This is a genomic window from Enterobacter cloacae complex sp. P2B (assembly GCF_014895985.1).
Taxonomy (GTDB): domain Bacteria; phylum Pseudomonadota; class Gammaproteobacteria; order Enterobacterales; family Enterobacteriaceae; genus Enterobacter; species Enterobacter bugandensis.
The window spans coordinates 128,361-146,014 of the sequence record NZ_JADBQQ010000007.1 but is presented as its reverse complement, the minus strand read 5'-3'; the positions used below and the strand labels follow the sequence as shown (position 1 = coordinate 146,014).

15 protein-coding genes are annotated in these 17,654 nt (G+C 53.7%); 5 read left to right on the top strand and 10 right to left on the bottom strand.

Annotated elements, in window-relative coordinates; translation table 11 throughout:
* Positions 1–13: 13 nt before the first annotated feature.
* Positions 14–832 carry an HMP-PP phosphatase gene (cof, locus tag IM313_RS07035; protein ID WP_192971477.1) on the bottom strand — a complete coding sequence of 273 codons (819 nt, stop codon included), beginning with the start codon at positions 830–832 and terminating at the stop codon, positions 14–16.
* 101 nt (positions 833–933) lie between these two features.
* On the opposite strand from cof, the gene IM313_RS07030 reads away from it, so the two are divergent.
* Both IM313_RS07030 and queC read left to right on the top strand, forming a co-directional pair.
* Complete coding sequence (locus IM313_RS07030) at positions 934–2,634, top strand: SgrR family transcriptional regulator (RefSeq protein WP_192971478.1); 1,701 nt, start codon at positions 934–936, stop codon at positions 2,632–2,634.
* Between the two features lie 66 nt (positions 2,635–2,700).
* Positions 2,701–3,396 (top strand): 7-cyano-7-deazaguanine synthase QueC, encoded by a 696-nt coding sequence (queC, locus tag IM313_RS07025; RefSeq protein WP_023332238.1) that lies wholly within the window; start codon positions 2,701–2,703, stop codon positions 3,394–3,396.
* A 61-nt stretch (positions 3,397–3,457) separates the two neighbouring features.
* Here queC and IM313_RS07020 read toward each other — a convergent pair whose 3' ends face one another.
* From IM313_RS07020 to bolA, 9 genes are all read right to left on the bottom strand, one after another.
* Positions 3,458–3,856, bottom strand: a complete 399-nt coding sequence (locus IM313_RS07020; RefSeq protein ID WP_192971479.1) for a YbgC/FadM family acyl-CoA thioesterase — start codon at positions 3,854–3,856, stop codon at positions 3,458–3,460.
* A 97-nt stretch (positions 3,857–3,953) separates the two neighbouring features.
* Positions 3,954–4,334, bottom strand: a complete 381-nt coding sequence (locus tag IM313_RS07015) for a helix-hairpin-helix domain-containing protein (protein WP_045259901.1) — start codon at positions 4,332–4,334, stop codon at positions 3,954–3,956.
* Positions 4,335–4,482: 148 nt separating this feature from the next.
* A complete protein-coding gene (ppiD, locus tag IM313_RS07010) occupies positions 4,483–6,354 on the bottom strand; it encodes a peptidylprolyl isomerase (RefSeq protein WP_192971480.1) in 1,872 nt (623 codons plus the stop codon).
* Between the two features lie 212 nt (positions 6,355–6,566).
* Entirely contained in the window at positions 6,567–6,839 is a 273-nt protein-coding gene (gene hupB / locus IM313_RS07005) for a nucleoid-associated protein HU-beta (RefSeq protein WP_002444653.1), read from the bottom strand.
* Between the two features lie 210 nt (positions 6,840–7,049).
* A complete protein-coding gene (gene lon, locus IM313_RS07000; RefSeq protein ID WP_023334706.1) occupies positions 7,050–9,404 on the bottom strand; it encodes an endopeptidase La in 2,355 nt (784 codons plus the stop codon).
* A gap of 183 nt (positions 9,405–9,587) precedes the next feature.
* Positions 9,588–10,862, bottom strand: a complete 1,275-nt coding sequence (gene clpX / locus IM313_RS06995; protein ID WP_028012161.1) for an ATP-dependent protease ATP-binding subunit ClpX — start codon at positions 10,860–10,862, stop codon at positions 9,588–9,590.
* 125 nt (positions 10,863–10,987) lie between these two features.
* A complete protein-coding gene (clpP, locus tag IM313_RS06990) occupies positions 10,988–11,611 on the bottom strand; it encodes an ATP-dependent Clp endopeptidase proteolytic subunit ClpP (RefSeq protein WP_014069126.1) in 624 nt (207 codons plus the stop codon).
* Positions 11,612–11,871: 260 nt separating this feature from the next.
* The gene (gene tig, locus IM313_RS06985) at positions 11,872–13,170 is read right to left on the bottom strand and encodes a trigger factor (RefSeq protein ID WP_008503318.1); all 1,299 of its coding nucleotides are present in this window, start codon (positions 13,168–13,170) and stop codon (positions 11,872–11,874) included.
* Between the two features lie 330 nt (positions 13,171–13,500).
* Entirely contained in the window at positions 13,501–13,818 is a 318-nt protein-coding gene (gene bolA / locus IM313_RS06980) for a transcriptional regulator BolA (RefSeq protein WP_003859051.1), read from the bottom strand.
* 306 nt (positions 13,819–14,124) lie between these two features.
* On the opposite strand from bolA, the gene IM313_RS06975 reads away from it, so the two are divergent.
* The 3 genes from IM313_RS06975 to cyoA all read left to right on the top strand — a co-directional run bounded on the left by IM313_RS06975 (position 14,125) and on the right by cyoA (position 17,649).
* Positions 14,125–14,703: a lipoprotein gene (locus IM313_RS06975; protein ID WP_028012160.1), complete on the top strand. Its 579-nt coding sequence runs from the start codon at positions 14,125–14,127 to the stop codon at positions 14,701–14,703.
* A 45-nt stretch (positions 14,704–14,748) separates the two neighbouring features.
* Entirely contained in the window at positions 14,749–16,224 is a 1,476-nt protein-coding gene (gene ampG, locus IM313_RS06970; RefSeq protein ID WP_028012159.1) for a muropeptide MFS transporter AmpG, read from the top strand.
* Between the two features lie 477 nt (positions 16,225–16,701).
* Positions 16,702–17,649, top strand: coding sequence for a cytochrome o ubiquinol oxidase subunit II (gene cyoA, locus IM313_RS06965; RefSeq protein ID WP_192971481.1), 948 nt, complete (start codon positions 16,702–16,704; stop codon positions 17,647–17,649).
* Positions 17,650–17,654: the final 5 nt, after the last annotated feature.

Genomic DNA, 17,654 nt, shown 5'->3' with positions numbered 1-17,654 from the left:
TGGAAGGGTCTCACTATTCGGGGGAATATGGGAGGTTGTTGTTGTCCAGCCAATGCGTCAAAAAATGGGACACCGCTTCGTTGCCGCAGTGTCCGATAACCGGCAGATGAGGAAGCTCTGCGATCAGCTGCGGCATCGCATTCCCCATAATCAGGCCGCGCCCCACGCTGCCCAGCATTTCGCGGTCATTCATGGCGTCGCCAAACGCCATACACTCCTGCAGCGTTAAGCCCAGGTGGTCGCTGAGCACCGCCAGGGCTGAACCTTTGTTACAGCCCACCGGCAGGACTTCAAGACAATCCACCGCCGAGAAGGTCAGGTGCGCCCGGTCGCCCAGCGCCTCATTTAATTGAATGCGTAAGCGGCAAAGATCGTCATGATCGCCACAGAAGCAAATCTTGGTCACCGCGTGGGCAGGGATCCGGCGCAGATCGATAAGCTGGTATTTGAAGCCGCTATAAACATGCGCGTGTAATAATTCGGGGATTTCGCTTCCGGTAAACCAGCCTTGATCGTTGAATACGTGGATACTGGCCTGCGTGTCCCACGTGCTGTGCAGAACACTATCCGCCACTTCCGGGTTGAGATCCTGGCGGTGCAGCACCTCTCCTTCAACGGTGTGAATGCGCGTTCCGTTACCCGTGATTAAAAACGCATCCAGGGAAAACGTGCCCAGCAGATGACGCATCTCCAGCACGTGGCGGCCAGTGGCAAACGTCAGGGTGACATCACGCTCGCGCAGACGCTTCAGGGTACTCAGCGTTTTCTCCCCCAGACGGTGATCCGGCATTAACAACGTACCGTCCATATCAAATGCAGCGAGGCGGGCCATGATTACTCCTGAAATGTGATGCGATTAACTTGTGCATCAGTATCGTGTGAGATATACGGAAGTAATAGTGAATAGATGAAAATTATTGTTCCGGGTTTCTTATGCGCCAGCTTAACCGTCTTAACCAGTATCAACGCCTGTGGCAACCTTCCGCTGGCGCTCCACAGCAGGTCACCATAAGTGAGCTTGCCAGCCGCTGTTTTTGTAGCGAGCGCCATGTCCGCACCCTGCTGCGTCAGGCTCAGGAGGCGGGCTGGCTCAGCTGGCACGCGCGGTCTGGTCGCGGCAAACGCGGTGAGCTGACGTTCCATGCCAGCCCGGAGTCACTGCGCAATGCGATGATGGAAGAGGCGCTGAAGAGCGGGCAGCAGCATAACGCGCTGGAGCTGGCCCAGCTTGCTCCTGAAGCACTGAGATCGTTGCTGCATCCGTTTTTAGGCGGGCAGTGGCAAAACGACACGCCGACGCTGCGCATCCCCTACTATCGCTCGCTGGAGCCGCTTCAGCCGGGCTTTTTGCCTGGCCGGGCGGAGCAGCATCTGGCGGGACAGGTATTTTCAGGCTTGACGCGTTTTAACGGTAACAGCAGTGAACCCACGGGCGATCTCGCGCATCACTGGGAGGTCTCTGCTGACGGGCTGCGCTGGCATTTCTACATTCGCTCCACCCTGCACTGGCATAACGGCGATAAAATAGAAACGGCGCAGCTCCAGCGAAGCCTGACGGCACTGTTGACGCTTCCCGCCCTGCGCACCCTGTTCAGGAGCGTTTTACGTATCGAAACAACGCATCCACAGTGTCTGACATTTACGCTGCATCAACCGGACTATTGGCTGGCGCACAGGCTGGCAACCTACTGCAGCCGTCTGGCGCATCCCGACTATCCTGAACTTGGCTGCGGCCCCTTCCGGCTGGCCGCCTTTGAGCCCGACCTGGTTCGTCTGGAAAGCCATGAGCAATACCACCTGAGCCATCCGCTGCTCAAAGCCATCGAATACTGGATCACCCCCCAGCTGTTTGATTACAGGCTGGGCACCAGCTGTCGTCACCCGGTGCAAATCGCGATTGGCGAGGCCGATGAGCTTGAAACCCTGAGGCTGGTCAGCAGCAGCACCAGCCTGGGCTTCTGTTACCTCACGCTGAAACAGAGCGCGCGTCTGAGTGAGATCCAGGCGAAGCGGCTTATCAATATCATCCATCTCTCCAGGCTTCTGCACACGCTTCCGCTCAACGAAGGACTCATTACGCCCACCGGGGAACTGCTTCCCGGCTGGACAATCCCCGAATGGCCTGACTTAACGGACGTTGCCCTGCCTGAGGCGCTGACGCTGGTTTACCATCTTCCCGTTGAGCTTCACACCATGGCCAGCCAGTTAAAGGCGTACCTGGCGCGACAGGGTTGTGACCTGACCGTCATCTTCCACGACGCCAAGACGTGGGACGGATGCCAGCAGCTTGCCGATGCAGATATCATGATGGGGGACAGGCTGATTGGCGAAGCGCCAGCGTATACGCTTGAGCAGTGGCTGCGCTGCGATGCCCTGTGGCCGCACGTGTTAAGCGCACCGGCCTACGCCCATCTGCAAGCCACGCTGGATGCGGTGCAGTCTCAGGCCGAAGCTCGGGACCGACACGCCGGCCTGCAAGCCATTTTCAACCGCCTGATGGAGAATGCGGTGCTGACGCCACTTTTTAACTATCAATATCAAATCAGCGCCCCGCCGGGAGTCAACGGCATACGCCTCAACACCCGCGGCTGGTTTGATTTTACCGAAGCCTGGCTACCCGCCCCCAAATCGTGAAGAAGCTGGTCGCCGCCGTAGCCAGACGGTAACATAACGTTTTTACCGTAACAGTCGAGATGATTTATGAAACGTGCCGTCGTCGTGTTCAGCGGAGGACAAGACTCTACAACCTGCCTGGTTCAGGCCCTTCATCAGTATGATGAAGTTCACTGTGTGACTTTCGATTATGGCCAGCGTCACCGCGCTGAAATCGACGTTGCCCGTGAACTGGCCCTCAAACTAGGGGCACGCGCGCACAAGGTGCTGGACGTTACGCTGTTAAATGAACTGGCCGTCAGCAGCCTCACCCGGGACAGTATTCCTGTACCGGACTACGAACCCGATGCCAGCGGCATTCCGAACACGTTTGTGCCGGGGCGTAATATTCTGTTCCTGACCCTGACGGCGATTTATGCCTATCAGGTAAAAGCCGAAGCGGTAATTACGGGCGTATGCGAGACCGACTTCTCAGGATACCCGGACTGCCGCGATGAGTTTGTCAAAGCGCTCAACCACGCCGTCAATCTGGGGATGGCGAAAGAGACGCGCTTTGAAACCCCGCTCATGTGGCTGGATAAAGCCGAAACCTGGGCGCTGGCCGACTACTGGGGCAAGCTGGATTTGGTTCGCAGCGAAACCCTCACCTGCTATAACGGCATCAAAGGCGACGGTTGCGGCCAGTGCGCCGCCTGTAATCTGCGCGCTAACGGGCTTAACCATTACCTGGCTGATAAAGTCGGCGTGATGGCGGCAATGAAGCAAAAGACCGGACTTAAATAGCGTTTTTTGACCGTGCTGTCGCAAAACAGGAGTCGACAGCACGAGTGCGCCTTAATATGTCTTATACGATCATCAACTCCAGCTTTTCCCGCAATTCCCCTTCCAGCGGCAGCGCTTTCTGAGTTTTCAGATCGATACAGACAACGGTGATCAGTGCATCAGCCACCACCTGCCCTTCTGGATCGAGCGTCACCACCTGGCTTAACACGCCGCTTTTGCCGTTTAGCTGTTGTACCTGGCTGGTCACGGTGAGCACATCGCCCAGCACGGCCGGACGGCGATAGTTGATGTTGATATTGACGACCACGAACGCGATGTTGTGCGCGGTCAGCCACTGAAAGCTTTCGCTGTTTTCCAGCCCGTCCCAGCGCGCTTCTTCAAGAAACTCGAGATAGCGAGCATTATTGACGTGCTGATAAACATCAAGATGGAAACCGCGTACTTTGATTTTTGTCTGCATAGCGCAATAGCCTTTCATTGTTATAGGATCAGAGGTCATAACTGGTATGACCTCTTTATCCTGGCAAACTTTTGCCGCAGTGCAAGAAATTGCGTTATTACAGTGTCAGGTGTGAGAGGTTGCGCTCAACCAGCGCGCTGCCCATGCCCGGAACCTGTTTGAGATCGTCGACCGTTTTGAATGGGCCGTACTCTTCACGATAGCTGACGATAGCCTGCGCTTTTTTCAGGCCCACGCCATTCATTGCGCGGGCGAGATCCTCTGCCGAGGCCGAGTTAATGCTGACCCGCGTACCGTCATCATCCGCATTTTTACCGGCGTCAGCCGCTTTGGTCTGCCCTTGTACCGGCGCGGCCGCGTCGGACTTGCTCTGCGTAGCCTGTGGTTTGGCGGCGGTCGCCGCCGCCTGCGCGCCCGCGCTCATCCCGGTGGTGGCAATAGCCAGCGTAATTAACAGTGCTTTGATTCCACATTTCATGCTGTTATCTCCTTGTTTGTTGACAGCCACGCAACGATAGCCGCCTGTGAAAACAGGCACAAACAGCAGATTGCAGAAATGGAAAAGGCCGCGAAAGCGGCCTTTAGTTTTTGCAGAGCGTTACGAAAATCTGCGAGCAGACACGTAATTACTGCTGCTGAGTCATGACATCGCCCAGCTTGATTTTGGCGTCTTTACGCAGGTTGCTCATCATGGCTTCGAAAGCAATCTGAGCATTGTTCTGAGTAATGCCCTGAACCATCGCCTTCTTCTGCGCTTCTGGCAGAGTGCCGGCTTTCACGTCGTCCAGCGCCAGCAGAACAACGTTACCCTGCATATCGGTGGTGGTACCGAAGCTTGGCTTGTCTTTTGCCGGCAGCGTCAGGCTAAACGCGGCCTGACTGATTGGGTCCTGACCGGTGCGGCTAAGCGTTTTCGCCTCACCGAAGCTCAGACCTGCCGCTTTCAGCGCGTCCTGTTTACCCGCTTTCAGATCGGCCAGAATCTTCTCAGCGTCCAGTTTAGCCTGCTGTTCTGCTTTGTTGTGCTTAACCTGAGCGACGACCTGATCCTTCACTTCCGCCAGCGGTTTGACCGCTTCTGGCTTGTGCTCGCTGACGCGCAGAACAAAGGCGCGATCGCCGTCAACGGTAATGATGTCAGAGTTGCTGCCCGGCGTGCCGTTCTCGCCCACCAGACCACCGTTAAAGATGGCATCAGAAACCGGTTTGAAGTTCAGCTCTTCCGGCAGGTTGTCGCGACCAAACCAGCCGGTCTCAACCGCTTTCACACCCGCCGCCTGCTCTGCACCTGCCAGAGATTCGTTGTCGTTGCTGGCAGCATCGCTCACCTTCTGCTGCAGCGCGTAGTAGGCATCCAGGGCTTTTTCCTGTTTCACTTTCGCGGCAATATCATCACGAACCTCAGCCAGCGGCTTGGTTTTCGCCGGGGTGATGTCGTCCAGACGCACGACCAGGAAACCAACGGATGATTTAATCACACCAGACAGCTGGCCTTTCTCTTTCAGGCCGGCATTTTTCAGCTCGTCGGGCGTGGTTGCGTCTTCCAGCCAGCCCATATCACCGCCGTTTTTCGCAGAGATAATGTCGGTGGATTTCGCTTTCGCAAGGGTGGCGAAATCAGCGCCTTTGTTCAGCTCATCCAGTACCGCCTTAGCATCTGCTTCAGTTTTGGTCTGAATCACGCTGTAGCGGTTACGCTGCGGCTGAGTGAACTGATCCTGATGCTGGTCGTAGTAAGACTGGATCTCGGCATCAGACGCGCTTTCCTGCAGCGCAGCTGCATCCAGCTTGATGTAGCTGACGCGGAACTGCTCCGGAGAAACAAAGGCGTTTTTATTCTGCTCGTAGTAAGCATTAACGTCTGCGTCGCTCACCTGCTGTTTCGCCGCCAGGGCGTTCACATCAATTGTCGCTTCACGGACCACGCGCTGCTGTGCCACCAGCGCGGCCAGTTCGTCGGTTTCACCTTTAAGCATGAAATCGGTACCCACGACAGCGTTAATGAGCTGCTGGGTTGTCAGCTGGTTACGCAGCGCCTGCGCGTACTGATCCGCCGTCATGCCCATCTGGTTAACGATACTGTTGTAACGCGCGTTGTCGAATTTACCGTTAGACTGGAATGCCTGAGTGGCGAAGATCGCTTTTTTGACCTGCTCGTCGCTGATGCCAAGGCCCAGCTTTTTGGCATACTGAGCCAGCAGCGCTTCGTCGATAAGACGGTTCAGTGTCTGTTGGCGCAGGGTTTTCATGTACCCTTCATTCGCCGCCAGTTCAGAGAATTGGTCGCCCAGCTGTTGCTGCATACGGTTACGCTCACCGGCAAAAGCATTCTCGAACTGATCACGGCTGATTTCCTGGCCATTCACTTTTGCGGCATAGTTCGCGCCACCGCCAATAAGGTAACTGCTCACGCCGGTCAATATGAACGACACGATAATGATACCGAAAATAATCTTGAGCACGAGACTGTTAGCAGCCGTGCGTAAGCTGTCCATCATGGTGTAACAACACTCCGCTGTAGGTGACTGGTTACCTGACGCTGACGGAAAATCCTGCCCGTCGCGCGTGAAGGCGTATTGTGACAAGAAAACGGGGCGATTGTCAGCCCACAACTCGCATAAACTCGCACAAATCAGGTCTGGACAAACAAAAAAGGCACATCAAACGATGCGCCCTTGTACTATCCGGCTTCCCTGAAACGGGAAAGCAATCAGTTTACTGCGTCTTTCAGCGCTTTACCTGCACGGAAACCCGGCACTTTAGCAGCAGCAATGGTGATCTCTTTACCGGTCTGAGGGTTGCGGCCAGTACGGGCAGCACGCTCTTTAACAGCAAAAGTACCGAAGCCTACCAGTGCAACGTCGTCCCCAGCCTGCAGAGATTCAGTAACAGAAGCAATTAATGCATCTAACGCACGTCCAGCTGCAGCTTTAGAAATATCAGCACCAGCAGCAATTTTGTCAATCAGTTGAGATTTATTCACTGTTCTCTTCCTCTCTTTATAATTTATATCGCGCCTGAGTCCTTCACAACGCGACCGCGCAGCAGTTATATCAGGCCTGCCATGACCTTACAACACCCGTTGTTGATGGCTGACCTAATCAGCAATCTAAATTAGCTATACAAAAAAAGGCTGGCAAGTGCGAAATGACTTACCAGCCTTGTTTTTATTGACGCTCTTTGCGCGAGGTCACTATTTTGCGGTTACAACCTGCATTCCGGAGGGTTCATTCTGCAGTGCCAGACTGAGAACTTCCTCAATTCGCTTAACAGGATGGATCTGCAGATCGGCAATCACGTTGTCCGGAATCTCTTCCAGATCGCGTTTGTTTTCGTAAGGGATCAATACGGTTTTGATCCCACCGCGGTGTGCCGCCAGCAGTTTTTCTTTTAACCCGCCGATTGGCAGGACCTGACCGCGCAGGGTAATTTCACCGGTCATTGCCACATCGGCACGTACCGGGTTGCCCGTCAGACAGGAAACCAGAGCGGTACACATGGCAATACCCGCGCTTGGGCCATCTTTCGGCGTCGCCCCTTCAGGAACGTGAACGTGAATGTCGCGTTTTTCGTAGAAATCCGGGTTGATACCCAGTTTTTCCGCGCGCGCGCGCACCACGGTCAGCGCAGCCTGGATGGACTCCTGCATCACTTCACCCAGCGAGCCGGTGTAGGTCAGCTTGCCTTTGCCCGGCACACAGGCGGTTTCGATGGTCAGCAGATCGCCGCCCACTTCCGTCCATGCCAGACCGGTCACCTGACCCACGCGGTTTTCGTTATCCGCGCGGCCATAGTCGAAGCGCTGAACGCCGAGGTAGGCATGCAGATTGTCACCGTTAATCACGATGTGCTTCAGGCTCTTATCCAGCAGCAGCTGTTTTACCGCCTTACGGCACAGCTTAGATATTTCGCGCTCAAGGCTACGCACGCCCGCTTCACGGGTGTAGTAGCGAATGATGCCGATAATCGCGCTGTCCTCGACGGTCAACTCGTTGGCTTTCAGCGCGTTACGCTCAATCTGCTTCGGCAGCAGGTGCTGTTTAGCAATGTTCAGCTTTTCGTCTTCGGTATAACCGGAGAGGCGGATCACTTCCATACGGTCCAGCAGCGGTGCCGGTATGTTCATGGAGTTGGACGTTGCCACGAACATTACATCGCTGAGGTCGTAGTCCACTTCCAGGTAGTGATCGCTGAACGCCACGTTCTGTTCTGGATCAAGCACTTCCAGCAGAGCAGACGCCGGGTCGCCGCGCATGTCCGACGACATTTTGTCGATCTCATCAAGCAGGAACAGCGGATTTTTAACCCCCACTTTCGCCATTTTCTGGATCAGTTTACCCGGCATAGAACCGATGTAGGTACGGCGGTGACCGCGGATTTCCGCTTCATCACGCACGCCGCCCAGCGCCATACGGATGTACTTACGTCCGGTCGCTTTGGCGATGGACTGGCCCAGAGAGGTTTTACCCACCCCCGGCGGTCCTACCAGGCACAGAATTGGGCCTTTAATTTTGTTTACACGGCTCTGTACCGCGAGGTACTCAAGGATGCGGTCTTTCACGCGTTCCAGGCCGTAGTGGTCAGTATCGAGGATCTCCTGGGCCTGACGCAGGTCTTTCTTGACCTTGCTGCGGGCGTTCCACGGAACCTGCACCATCCACTCAATGTAGCCGCGCACGACGGTTGCTTCAGCCGACATCGGAGACATCATTTTCAGCTTCTGCAGTTCTGCTTCGGCTTTCTCTTTCGCCTCTTTCGGCATCTTCGCCGCGTCGATCTTACGCTTCAGCGCTTCGTTTTCGTCCGGTGCGTCGTCCATCTCGCCCAGCTCTTTCTGAATGGCCTTCATTTGCTCATTCAGATAGTACTCACGCTGAGATTTTTCCATCTGCTTTTTCACGCGGTTACGAATGCGCTTCTCAACCTGCAGCAGATCGATTTCAGACTCCATCATCGCCATCAGATATTCCAGACGTTCGTTAACGTCGGACATCTCCAGCACGGACTGTTTGTCAGCCAGCTTCAGCGGCATGTGTGCAGCGATGGTGTCCGCCAGACGCGCAGGATCGTCGATGCTGTTCAGCGACGTCAGCACTTCTGGTGGGATTTTCTTGTTCAGCTTGATATAGCCTTCGAACTGGCTAATCGCGGTACGTACCAGCACTTCCTGCTCGCGCTCATCAAGTTCAGGTGAATCAAGGTACTCTGCCTTGGCAGAGAAGTGTTCGCCATCGTCTGACAGCGTGGTAATACGCGCACGCTGTAAGCCTTCGACCAGCACCTTCACGGTGCCGTCCGGCAGCTTCAGCATTTGTAAAATAGAGGCCACGGTCCCGACGGTGAAAAGATCGTTTACACCCGGCTCATCCGTTGATGCTTCTTTCTGGGCCACCAGCATGATTTTTTTATCATGATCCATGGCGGCTTCGAGGCAACGGATAGATTTTTCCCGCCCTACAAATAAGGGTATGACCATGTGCGGATAAACCACCACATCGCGCAACGGCAATACGGGGATTTCAATGCGTTCAGAACGCTCAGGATTCATAGAGCTCTCTCTTAGTTTAGTGTCCGCCAGGTAAGCTGGTCATGTCACAGTGCTTCACATAACCATTAACATGTATCCAGTATATGGGGATGTTTCCCACACATTCAACGCTATGAATACGGAAAAAGTAAAGGGGAGATAAAATCCCCCCTTTTTGATTAACTGCTTGTATGATTTGGTGAATTATTCGCCAGATGCCTGCTGGGCTTCCGGTTTACCGTAAATCAGCAGCGGCTTGGATTGGCCGCCGATCACGGACTCGTCGATAACCACTTTTTCGACGTCTTCCATCGACGGCAAATCGTACATGGTGTCGAGCAATGCCGCTTCAACGATAGAGCGCAAACCACGCGCACCGGTTTTACGCGCCATCGCTTTCTTGGCAATCGCATCCAGCGCTTCGTCACGGAATTCCAGCTCAACGCCTTCCAGATTGAACAGCGCCTGATACTGCTTGGTCAGCGCATTTTTCGGCTCTTTCAGGATCTGAATCAGCGCGTCTTCGCTCAGCTCATTCAGCGTTGCCACAACCGGCAGACGGCCAATGAATTCAGGGATCAGACCAAATTTGATCAGATCTTCAGGCTCAACCTGCGAAAGCAGTTCACCTTCGTTGGCTTTCTCGGACTTCGCCTTCACCGTTGCGCCAAAACCAATGCCGGAGCCGGTTTCAACACGGTGGGAAATGACTTTATCCAGACCAGCAAACGCGCCGCCGCAAATAAACAGGATCTTGGAGGTATCGACCTGCAGGAACTCCTGCTGCGGATGTTTGCGTCCACCCTGCGGCGGAACGGCCGCAACCGTACCTTCGATCAGCTTCAGCAGGGCCTGCTGCACCCCTTCACCCGACACGTCACGGGTGATGGACGGGTTGTCTGATTTACGGGAGATCTTGTCGATCTCATCAATATAAACAATCCCACGCTGTGCTTTCTGAACGTCGTAATCGCACTTCTGCAGCAGCTTCTGAATGATGTTCTCAACGTCTTCACCCACATAACCGGCTTCGGTCAGGGTGGTGGCATCCGCCATGGTAAACGGAACATCCAGCAGGCGCGCCAGGGTTTCCGCCAGCAGCGTTTTACCGGAGCCGGTTGGCCCGATCAGCAGAATGTTACTTTTGCCCAGTTCTACGCCATTGCTGGTGTCGCCGTTACGCAGACGTTTGTAGTGGTTGTATACCGCCACCGCCAGCACTTTCTTTGCCTGCTCCTGACCGATGACATAGTCGTCAAGGTGATGACGAATCTCATGCGGCGTTGGCAATGCGCTACGCTCACGGTGCGGCGCAACTTCTTTAATCTCTTCGCGAATGATGTCGTTACATAAATCGACGCATTCGTCGCAGATATACACGGACGGCCCGGCAATCAGTTTACGCACTTCATGCTGGCTTTTGCCGCAAAAAGAGCAGTACAGCAGTTTGCCCGAACCATCTTTGCGTTTATCTGTCATGAGTCCAAACCTCTTTTTAAGTTCTTTGTGCCGCACATGACGACGCAAATGCCATTCTAAGACGCGTGTGCTTTAAGCAGCGTGCCGCCCTACCTTAGTATAGCGGCACACTCGCGTCGCGGGCATCAATTACGATGGGTCAATACGGAGTCGACTAAGCCGTACTCAACTGCCTCTGGAGCAGAGAGGAAGCGATCGCGCTCGGTATCGCGCTCGATCTGCTCAAGAGATTGACCTGTATGCTGCGCCATAAGTTCATTCATGCGCGCTTTTACTTTCAGAATTTCGCGGGCGTGGATTTCGATATCCGTCGCCTGCCCCTGGTAACCCCCCAGCGGCTGGTGAATCATCACGCGGGAGTTAGGCAGGCAGAAACGCTTACCTTTCGCCCCTGCGGTTAACAGGAAGGCCCCCATGGATGCAGCCTGCCCCATACAGATAGTGCTGACATCTGGCTTGATGAACTGCATGGTGTCATAAATGGACATGCCCGCCGTAATCACACCGCCAGGCGAGTTGATATACAGGTAAATGTCTTTTTCCGGGTTTTCCGCTTCCAGGAACAGCATCTGCGCCACGATCAGGTTAGCCATATGGTCTTCTACCTGGCCAGTCAGAAAGATAACGCGTTCCTTGAGCAGACGGGAATAGATATCGAAAGAACGCTCACCGCGTGAGGTCTGTTCAATAACCATTGGCACCAGCGCCATATGGGGTGCAAAGTTATCTCGTTCGCCACTGTATGACATTTCCGTCTCCTGGTTCAAAATTGAAAACACCTGCTGTACTGATTGTAACCTTATGGACGGATTATCAGCCAGTCTCAATCATCGTGATTACATACTTATGGGGTTCGCCACGCCCTATTTCAAGCATAACAACCTTTTGTTGTAACGCTAACACTGAAAGGGCGTTTTAGCACCCTTCCAGAACCCATGCAGCGATAAAAAAAACCCGTCGCCGGAAGGCAACGGGTTTTTTGTTCAAACTTTAAACCGTTAGAGCGAAATTACGCCTGCTGGTTCATCAGTTCGTTGAAAGAGGTCGCTTTTTCGGTCACTTTCGCTTTCGCCAGTACCGCTTCAACAGCCTGCTCTTCCAGTGCGACGTTGCGCATGTTGTCCATCAGCTCTTTGTTCTTACCGTAGAACTCGATCACTTCTGATGGATCTTCGTATGCAGACGCCATCTCTTCGATCAGGCCCTTCACACGCTCTTCGTCAGCTTTCAGCTCGTGGGTACGAATCACTTCGCCCAGCAGCAGGCCAACAACAACGCGGCGTTTCGCTTGCTCTTCGAACAGCTCGCGCGGCAGTTCCATCGCTTGCTGCTGGTTGCCACCGAAGCGCTGTGCAGCCTGACGGCGCAGCACGTCGATTTCGCTGTCGATCAGGGCAGCAGGAACGTCGATTTCGTTCGCTTTTACCAGACCTTCAATCGCCTGAGATTTCACGCGGTTACGCACAGCACCGTTCAGCTCGCGCTCCATGTTCTTACGCACTTCGGTACGCAGGCCAGCAACAGAACCATCTTCCACGCCGAAACGCTTGATGAACTCTTCAGTCAGTTCTGGCAGTTCGCGCTCTTCAACTTTCTTCAGGTTGATGACGAACTTCGCTGCTTTACCTTTCAGGTTTTCAGCGTGGTACTCTTCAGGGAAGGTCACGTCGATGGTGAACTCTTCGCCCGCTTTGTGGCCTTTGATGCCGTCTTCGAAGCCTGGGATCATACGACCCTGGCCCATTGCCAGTACGAAGTCAGACGCTTTGCCGCCTTCGAACTCTTCGCCGTCTACAGAACCGGTGAAGTCGATGGTTACGCGGTCTTCCGCGTCAACAGCGCCTTCTTTCTCTTTCCAGTTCGCCTGCTGCTTACGCAGGGTGTCCAGCATGCCGTCAACGTCTTCGTCGGTCACGGAAACGATCGGTTTTTCAACTTCGATAGATTCCAGGCCTTTCAGCTCAACTTCCGGGTACACTTCGAACTCTACGGAGTAGGTGAAGTCTTCGCCCAGTTTGTATTCACCTGGCACGTAGTTTGGCGCGCCGGCTGGATTGATTTTTTCTTTGATGATCGCGTCGATAAAGTTGCGGCTCATCAGTTCACCCAGCACATCCTGACGCACGGAAGCGCCATAACGCTGAGCAACAACATTCATTGGTACTTTGCCCTTACGGAAGCCGTCAATACGTACTTTTTTTGCTACGTTGACCAGCTCGCTTTTCACAGCAGTTTCGATGCTGTCAGCAGCGATAGTAATCGTTACACGGCGGCCAAGGCCTTGAGTGGTTTCAACTGAAACTTGCATCTTGTTACCTCAAAAAAATCACAGTGCTCGGTCAACTCTGAATCTGTCTGTTATACCGGGATGCTCTCTTAGTGCAGATTCACATTCCCTGTCGCCAGAATCATCCCGAAGACATTCAATAAGACGCGGCATTATAGCGGCATCACTTAGGTGAGTCGAGAACGGTTGGAGCATGTTGCTGCGGCTTTTTTCACACTTTAAGGCTATTTTTAGCCTTAAAATCGCACCATCCGCTCAAAACTCAGACAAAACAAAACGGCCCGGAGGCCGTTTTGAGGAAATCTGTAAGCAACATACTGGAAAAGCTCCAGCCGTTGCAAATCCGATTTATCAGGCGATGGTGCCTGCACCGCGACAAGGCGGCGACGCAAAAACCGTATCCTGCAAGCCTTCCCATTCCTTAATGGTGTAGGTATGCAGTGCCAGCGCATGCACGGTCGTGGAGAGTTCTTCCGTCAAGGTGCTGTAGATCAGGCGATGTCGGTTCAGGAAACGTTCTCCCGTGAAGCGATCGCTAACCAGAACCACTTTAAAGTGGCTTTCAGAACCTGCCGGCACGTTATGACGATAGCTTTCGTCGACGACTTCGAGGAACACAGGGTTGAACGCTGCCCTTAATTTTTCTTCTATCTGTTCACGTATCATCATGAAATTACTCCTCCGACAACGCTAAGATGTCACCCATCCCTTTAAATGTTAGCCGCTTTTACCGTTTCCATTACACCTTGACAACAAATATTTAGCTTTCGTCTGATTTTCTCATTCAAATGCATGAAGTTCACTGTGAGACTCATACCTGTCGTCTCTGGCGGGAGGAGAAAAAGGATGAGCTGGTCAGTTTTCAGACAAGACGATGAATTTACATGCGTTGACCACTTCCCCTGGCCGTAGTCGATGATATGATGGCGGCAATTTTTCTCTCTTTAATGCTTACGATTCGTTGAGAACCTGAAAATGTTTAAAAAACTCTTCTTTCCGTTGGTAGCCCTTTTTATGCTGGCAGGCTGTGCGACTCCGCCTACCACTATTGATGTCTCACCAAAAATCACCCTGCCTCAGCAGGACCCAAGCCTGATGGGCGTCACCGTGAGCATTAACGGTGCCGATCAGCGTCAGGACCAGGCGCTGGCAAAAGTGACCCGCGACAACCAGCAGGTGACGCTGACCGCGTCCCGCGACCTGCGCTTCCTGCTGCAGGAAGTGCTTGAGAAGCAAATGACCGCTCGCGGCTACATGATTGGCCCAAGCGGCGCGGTTGATCTGCAGATTATCGTCAACAACCTGTACGCAGACGTCTCTCAGGGCAACGTGCGCTACAACATTGCGACCAAAGCGGATATCGCCATCATTGCCACCGCGAAGAACGGCAACAAGATGACCAAAAACTACCGCGCCAGCTACTCTGTTGAAGGCGCGTTCCAGGCCTCTAACAAGAATATTGCTAACGCCGTTAACAGCGTGCTGACGGACACCATCGCCGATATGGCGCAGGACACCAGCATTCACGACTTTATCAAGCAGAACGCACGTTAATCCTGCTCACTGACCCGGTGCTTCACCGGGTCAGTTCATAAGAACATGTCCAGTCACTACTTACGCATTTTCCAGCAACCGAAATCAGCGATTCTGCTGATCCTCGGCTTTGCCTCCGGTTTACCCCTCGCGCTCACCTCCGGCACGCTTCAGGCGTGGATGACGGTTGAGAACATCGATCTCAAAACCATTGGTTTCTTCTCGCTTGTCGGTCAGGCGTATGTCTTTAAGTTCCTGTGGTCGCCGGTGATGGATCGCTATACGCCGCCGTTTCTGGGGCGTCGTCGCGGCTGGTTAGTGATGACACAGGTCCTGCTGCTGCTGGCGATTGCGGCGATGGGCTTTCTTGAGCCGACCACACAGCTCCGCTGGATGGCCGCGCTTGCGGTGGTGATAGCCTTCTGTTCCGCCTCTCAGGACATCGTGTTCGACGCCTGGAAGACGGACGTGTTACCTGCGGAAGAGCGCGGGGCCGGTGCGGCGATCAGCGTGCTGGGCTATCGCCTCGGGATGCTGGTCTCCGGCGGGCTGGCGTTGTGGCTGGCCGACCGTTATCTCGGCTGGCAGGGTATGTACTGGCTGATGGCTGCCCTGCTCATCCCCTGCATTATCGCTACGCTATTTGCACCCGAACCGAGCGACGTCATTCCGGTTCCCCGCTCTCTGGAACAGGCCGTGGCCGAACCGCTGCGTGACTTTTTTGGCCGCAACAATGCCTGGCTGATCCTGCTGCTCATCGTCCTTTATAAGCTGGGCGATGCCTTTGCCATGAGCCTGACCACCACCTTCCTGATCCGCGGCGTCGGTTTTGATGCCGGTGAAGTGGGCGTGGTGAATAAAACGCTGGGGCTGTTTGCGACCATCGTCGGTGCGCTTTATGGCGGCGTATTGATGCAGCGCCTGACGCTGTTCCGCGCGCTGCTGATCTTCGGCATCCTGCAGGGCGCATCTAACGCGGGCTACTGGCTGCTGTCGGTGACTGACAAGCATATGTTCAGCATGGCCGCGGCGGTGTTCTTTGAAAATCTCTGTGGCGGCATGGGGACGGCGGCGTTTGTCGCCCTGCTGATGACTCTGTGCAATAAATCGTTTTCCGCCACGCAGTTTGCGCTGCTCTCGGCGCTCTCGGCCGTTGGCCGCGTGTACGTAGGTCCGATTGCCGGCTGGTTTGTAGAAGCCCACGGCTGGCCAACGTTTTATCTCTTCTCGGTCGCGGCTGCCGTGCCGGGGATTTTATTATTGCTGGTGTGTCGCCAGACGCTGGAATATACCCAGCGGACCGAACACTTTATGCCGCGTACTGAATATCACCGCGCCTACCGATTTGCGTTACGTCTGCTAATGGCGGGCTGCGGCGCGCTGGCGCTATGGCTTGTGGTACTTATCGTTAACGCCAGTACGTCTCTGGCGCTCCCCCTCGAAGCTCTTCTGCTGGACGCAGGAGCCCTGCTGGCCATCGCCGGGATCCTGACGGGCGGTCTGCTCGATTTTATGGCATTGCGTAAAACGCAGATGACCTGAAGAAAAAGTGAAAGGTTATTTCCCGTTGTAATCACTAACCGAAATTATAACGGTGAAATAGCCAACAGCCGCTAAAAAAATATTTGTTGTTTTGTGCGGGATAGGATTTGGAAATTATTGGAGCCAATTCCAAAACGCTATTTTTCATTAAACGATTCAGCATTGGAAAGTTTGATTTTTCGTTTTTTAGATGTCTTTTTATTGATAATTAATTGTTAATTTTTTGTATATTTTTAACAATGGTTATACCAATTGCCCCTTTTAGGGTATGCTTGGGGGTCCTTTCGTTATAAAGCCCATATCATGCGGCTTCGGTCATAAAAACCGACATAATCTGCAACACTTGTGACACGTGCGGCAGAACCCGGTAACACCTTCCTGACACAGGCCTAATGATGTTTACAGTAATGTAACCTTCCCGTAAAATGCCCGCACACTTTAAACGCCACCAGACTCCCGTGGAATTGAGGTCGTTAAATGAGACTCAGGAAATACAATAAAAGTTTGGGATGGTTGTCATTATTCGCAGGTACTGTATTACTCAGTGGCTGTGATTCTGCACTACTAGACCCCAAAGGACAGATTGGACTGGAACAACGTTCACTGATATTGACGGCTTTTGGCCTGATGTTGATTGTGGTTATTCCTGCCATTTTGATGGCTGTTGGTTTCGCCTGGAAGTATCGTGCGAGCAATAAAGATGCGAAGTATAGCCCGAACTGGTCACACTCCAACAAAGTTGAAGCTGTGGTCTGGACGGTACCTATCCTGATCATCCTGTTCCTTGCCGTGCTGACCTGGAAAACCACTCACGCACTTGAGCCAAGCAAGCCGCTGGTTCACGATGAAAAACCTATTACCATTGAAGTGGTCTCCATGGACTGGAAATGGTTCTTCATCTATCCAGAGCAGGGCATTGCTACCGTGAATGAAATCGCCTTCCCGGCGAACACTCCGGTTCAGTTCAAAGTGACCTCCAACTCCGTAATGAACTCCTTCTTCATCCCGCGTCTGGGTAGCCAGATTTACGCGATGGCCGGTATGCAGACGAACCTGCATCTGATCGCGAATGAAGCAGGCACCTACGATGGTATCTCCGCCAGCTATAGCGGCCCGGGCTTCTCAGGTATGAAGTTCAAAGCTATTGCGACGCCGGACCGTGCCGCTTTCGACCAGTGGGTTGAAAAAGCGAAGCAGTCTCCAAACACCATGTCTGACATGGCGGCGTTCGAAAAAGTGGCTGCACCTAGCGAATACAACAAGGTGGAGTACTTCTCTAACGTGAAACCAGATTTGTTCAAAGACGTTATTGGCAAATTTATGGATCACGGCAAGAGCATGGACATGACCCAGCCAGAAGGCGAGCACAGCGCGCACGAAGGTATGGAAGGCATGGACATGAGCCACGCGGAAATCGCTCACTAAGGGGC